Here is a 4753-nt window from a genome sequence, read left to right as displayed (position 1 = left end):
CGCGCAGCCGGCCACCAAGGCCGAGGACGGCGGCGAGCCCGCGCGCCCGCGGCCCGTGGCGCGCCGGCGGCGCAACAGCTTCGCCGACCTGCCGGAGCTGAAGGACATCCACACCCAGCAGGCGGTGGCCGACCTGCTGAAGGTGGAGAACCCGTTCTTCCGCGTCCATGACGGCCGGGCCGGCGCCCGCACCGAGATCGACGGCCGCAGCCTGCTGAACTTCGGCTCCTACAACTATCTCGGCCTCAACGGCCATCCGGAGGTCTCCGCCGCCGCTAAGGCCGCGGTGGACCATTACGGCGTCTCCGCCTCCGCCAGCCGGCTGGTGGCGGGCGAGCGGCCGGTGCACCGGGAGCTGGAGCATCGGATCGCCCGCTTCGTGGGGGTGGAGGCGGCGCTGGTCTTCGTCAGCGGCCACGCCACCAATGTGGGCGTGATCGGACATCTGCTGCGGCCGAACGACCTGATCCTCTACGATTCTCTGTCGCACAACTCGATCGTCATGGGCGCGCAGCTCTCGGGCGCGACCCGGCGCATGTTCCCCCACAACGACTTCGACGCGCTGGAGGAGCTGCTGGCGGCCCACGCCCACGCCCATGACCGGGTGCTGGTGGCGATCGAGGGCCTCTACAGCATGGACGGCGACATTCCCGACCTCGCCCGCGCCGTGGCGCTGCGCGAGCGCTACGGCGTGTGGCTGATGGTGGACGAGGCCCATTCGCTCGGCGTGCTGGGCGCGACCGGGCGCGGGATCGCCGAGGAGGCGGGCGTCGACCCGCACGACATCGACATCTGGATGGGCACGCTGTCCAAGACGCTGTCGGGCTGCGGCGGCTACATCGCGGGCGCGGGCGCGCTGGTAGAGTTCCTGAAGTTCACCGCCCCGAGCTTCGTCTATTCGGTCGGCATGCCCCCGCCGGTGGCGGCCGCCGCGATCGCCTCGCTCGACGTGCTGGAGCGGGAGCCGGAGCGGGTGGCCAAGCTGCGCGCCAACGGCCTGCGCTTCGTGGCGAAGGCGAAGGAGGCGGGGCTCGACGTGGGCGACAGCGCCGGCTTCGCCATCTCGCCCGTGATGGTGGGCGACAGCCTGCGCGCGGTCTATCTGGCGGACCGGCTGCTGCAGCGGGGCGTCAACGCCCTGCCGATCGTGCATCCCGCCGTGCCGGAGCGCGCGGCGCGGCTGCGCTTCTTCCTCACCAGCGAACATTCGGACGCCGACATCGACGAGGCCGTGGCGATCACGGCGGAGGAGCATGCGGCGCTCGCCAAGGCCGGTTTCGGCGTGAAGATGGCGGCGGCTCTCGCCAAAGCCACGAGATAGGGCCGATCCGCTTGAGCGTTCGTGGGGGACAGCGTTCCGTGGTGGAGATCAGGCCGCTGACGTCGAAGCGCGACGTCAAGGCGTTCTGGCGCGCGGGGCTCGCGGCGCAGGGGCATGACCCCAATTACACGCCGCCGCTGCTGCACGAGCTCAACGTCACCATCACGCCCCGGAACACGCCCTTCGCCCGCGCCAACGACGGCCAGGCTTGGACCGCCTTCCGGGATGGCGAGCCGGTGGGCCGCATCTACGCGGTGAAGAACCACGCCCATCTCGCGACCCACGGCGACGGCGCGGGCCAGTTCGGCTTCCTGGAAGCGATCGACGACGACGCGGTGTGGGAGGCCCTGTTCGAGGCCGCCTTCGGCTTCCTGCGCGAGCGCGGGCTGACGCGCGTCACCGGCCCCTACAGCGCCTCGGTGAACCACGAATGCGGCCTGCTGGTGCGGGGCCACGGCTCGCCCTCCACCACCCACACCAACTACGCCCCGCCCTATTACGCCGCCCGGCTGGAACAGCTCGGCTTCCGCCCGGCGAAGGACATCGTGGGCTATGAGGGCGACCTCCGCGCAAGCCGCCTGCCGGAGCGGGTGGCGCGGGCGCGGGCCAAATGGCGCGGCTCGCCCGACCTGACGCTGCGCGCCGCGGTCGGCCCCGACGCGGTGGCCCAGATCAACGACGTCTACAACGACGGCTGGTCGGGCAACTGGGGCGCGGTGCCGGTGACGATCGAGGAGGCGCGCTTCCTCGCCGAGCTCGCCCAGCCGATCCTGCCCCGGGACTGGACGGTGATCGCGGACTGGCGCGGCGAGCCCATCGGCGTGCTCACCATGGCGCCGGACGTGAACCAGGCGATCCAGGACCTCGGCGGCCGCCTCGCGCCCTTCGGCTGGGCCAAGATGCTGTGGCGGCTGAAGGTGACGGGCACGCCGCGGGTGCGGGTGCCGGTGATCGGCGTGCGCCGGGGCTGGCGCGGCACACGCGTCGGCGCCATGGCCGCCGCCGCCCTGCTGGCCGACGCGGTGGAGAAGGCCCGCAAGGCCGGCGCCGAGCGGCTGGAGGTGAGCTGGATGCTGGACGACAACCGCAACGTCATCAATCTGGTGGCGGGCATGCCGGCCTCGCTCTCCAAGGTCTGGCGCATCTACGAGCGGGAGCTGTGAGCGGCCGTCTCGACAGCGCAGGCCCTTGCGCGTCACGCTCGCGCCGTGGACGCCCGAGGGCCACGCGCGGGCCGGCCGCGGGCGGGACGTCCCACGCCGTATCCTGAGCGCGGGAGGGCGCCTCTCATGTCCGACGCCGCGACGCTCGACGCCCTGTTCGCCGCCGCGCGGACCGCGCGGGCGCGGGCCTACGCGCCCTATTCCGGCTTCACGGTCGGCGCCGCGCTGGTCACGCCGGACGGCGCGATCCACGCCGGCTGCAACGTGGAGAACGCGGCCTATCCCGTGGGCGTCTGCGCGGAGGCGGGAGCGATCTCCGCCATGATCGCGAACGGCGGGCGGCGCATCGCGGCGATCCTGGTGGTGGCCGGCGGCGAGGGCCTGTGCACGCCCTGCGGCGCCTGCCGTCAGCGCATCCGCGAATTCGCCGGCCCCGACACGCCCGTGTATGTGGCCGGCCCCGAAGGACTGCGGCGCAGCTTCACGCTGGAGGAGCTGCTGCCGGCCTCCTTCGGGCCGGACGTGCTCGACGCCGCCCGGAGCGGCGCGTGACCGAGGCCGCCGCCCGGCTGCGCCAGTTCATCGGCGACGCCCCGGCCACCGTGGCGCTGGTGCTCGGCAGCGGCCTCGGAGCCGTGACGGCGGCCTTCGCGGACGCGGTCGTCGTCCCTTACGCGGATCTGCCCGGCTTCCCCGCAGGCGAGGTCAGCGGCCACGCCCGCCGCGTGGTCGTGGGCCGGTTCGGCGGCCGCCGCGTCATCGCGCTCGACGGCCGGGCGCACACGTATGAGAGCGGCGATCCCGCCGTGATGCGCGCGCCGTTCGAGACCCTGAAGGCGCTCGGCGTGGACACCCTGATCCTCACCGCCGCGGTGGGCGCCGTGGATCCCACGCTTGCGCCCGGCGCGCTGGTCGCGCTGTCCGACCACATCAACTTAGCCGGCTACAACCCTCTGACCGGCGTGTCCAGCGACGGCCGGTTCGTGGACATGACCGACGCCTACGCGCCCCGTCTCCGCGCCCTGCTGGCGCGCGCGGCTCAGGCGGAGGGTCTCGCGCTGCCCGAGGGCGTGCTGATGTGGTTTCCCGGCCCGAGCTTTGAGACGCCGGCCGAAATCCGCGCCGCCCGCGCGCTCGGGGCCGATCTGGTCGGCATGTCGCTCGCGCCCGAGGCGGTGCTGGCGCGCTGGCTCGGGCTCGAGCTTGCGGCGGTCGCGACCGTGGTCAACCTCGCCGCCGGCCTTGCGCCTGTCGGCCCGAGCCACGCGGAGACGCGGGCGGTGGCGGGCGCCGCCGCCGATCGGCTCGCCCGGCTTCTGGCGCACGCCGTGGAGACCCTGCCATGACCCTCCTGCCGCAGGAGATCATCCGCGCCAAGCGCGACGGCGCGCGGCTGTCGGCGGCTGAGATCGGCGCGCTGGTCGCGGGCGTCGCGGACGGTTCGCTGTCGGACGCGCAGGTGGGCGCCTTCGCCATGGCCGCCTTCCTGAACGGGCTCGACCGCGGCGAGACCGTGGCGCTCACCCGCGCCATGACCGCCTCCGGTCGCACGCTCGCCTGGCCGCGCCTGTCCGGCCCGGTGCTGGACAAGCACTCCACTGGCGGCGTCGGCGACACGGTCAGCCTGCTGCTCGCGCCCATCCTCGCCGCCTGCGGAGCCTATGTGCCCATGATCGCCGGGCGCGGGCTCGGCCACACCGGCGGCACCGTGGACAAGATGGACGCCATTCCGGGCTACCGCACCCGGCCGGACCTCGACAGCTTCGACCGCGCCGTGCGCGAGGTCGGCTGCGCCATCGTCGGCCAGACCCCGGACGTGGCGCCGGCGGACGGGCGGCTCTACGCCATCCGCGACGTGACGGCGACGGTGGAAGCCATCCCCCTGCTCACCGCCTCCATCCTGTCGAAGAAGCTGGCGGCGGGCCTCGCCGGCCTCGTCATGGACGTGAAGACCGGCTCGGGCGCCTTCATGCCGGAGCTGGAGCGCTCACGGGAGCTCGCCCGCAGCATCGTCGAGGTGGCGGCGGGCGCGGGGCTGAAGGCGGTCGCGCTCATCACCGACATGGACCAGCCCCTGGCCGCGACCGCCGGCAACGCGCTCGAAACCCGGCTCGCCATCGACATTCTGACCGGGCGCCGCGCGGATGTGGCCCTGACCGAGGTCTCGCTCGCCCTGTCGGCGGAGGCGCTGGTCCTCGGCGGACTCGCGGGCGACCGGACGGAGGCCCGCGCCCGCGTCGAGCGCGCGCTCAGCGACGGCGCGGCGGCC

The 4753-nt window shown here is 73.8% G+C and carries 5 protein-coding genes; all 5 read left to right on the top strand.

Annotated features, from left to right (window positions below):
• Nucleotides 1-1321, top strand: a 1321-nt coding sequence (locus tag ACFQ4O_RS15305; protein WP_378776854.1) for an aminotransferase class I/II-fold pyridoxal phosphate-dependent enzyme, incomplete at its 5' end; no start/stop codon positions are given.
• 38 nt (nt 1322-1359) lie between these two features.
• Nucleotides 1360-2484 (top strand): hypothetical protein, encoded by a 1125-nt coding sequence (locus ACFQ4O_RS15300; protein ID WP_378776852.1) that lies wholly within the window; start codon nt 1360-1362, stop codon nt 2482-2484.
• 126 nt (nt 2485-2610) lie between these two features.
• The gene (cdd, locus tag ACFQ4O_RS15295; protein WP_378776850.1) at nt 2611-3036 is read left to right on the top strand and encodes a cytidine deaminase; all 426 of its coding nucleotides are present in this window, start codon (nt 2611-2613) and stop codon (nt 3034-3036) included.
• On the top strand, nt 3033-3830 hold the full coding sequence (locus ACFQ4O_RS15290; protein WP_378776848.1) for a purine-nucleoside phosphorylase: 798 nt from the start codon (nt 3033-3035) through the stop codon (nt 3828-3830). The genes cdd and ACFQ4O_RS15290 overlap by 4 nt, the downstream gene beginning before the upstream one ends.
• Nucleotides 3827-4753: thymidine phosphorylase (locus ACFQ4O_RS15285; protein ID WP_378776846.1), on the top strand; the 927-nt coding region annotated here is incomplete at its 3' end. The genes ACFQ4O_RS15290 and ACFQ4O_RS15285, both read left to right, overlap by 4 nt.

The organism is Methylopila musalis (genome assembly GCF_042679725.1).
GTDB classification, from domain to species: Bacteria; Pseudomonadota; Alphaproteobacteria; order Rhizobiales; family Methylopilaceae; genus Methylopila; species Methylopila musalis.
The sequence above is the reverse complement of the archived record's forward strand: the minus strand, read 5'-3'. Positions and strand labels throughout refer to the sequence as shown.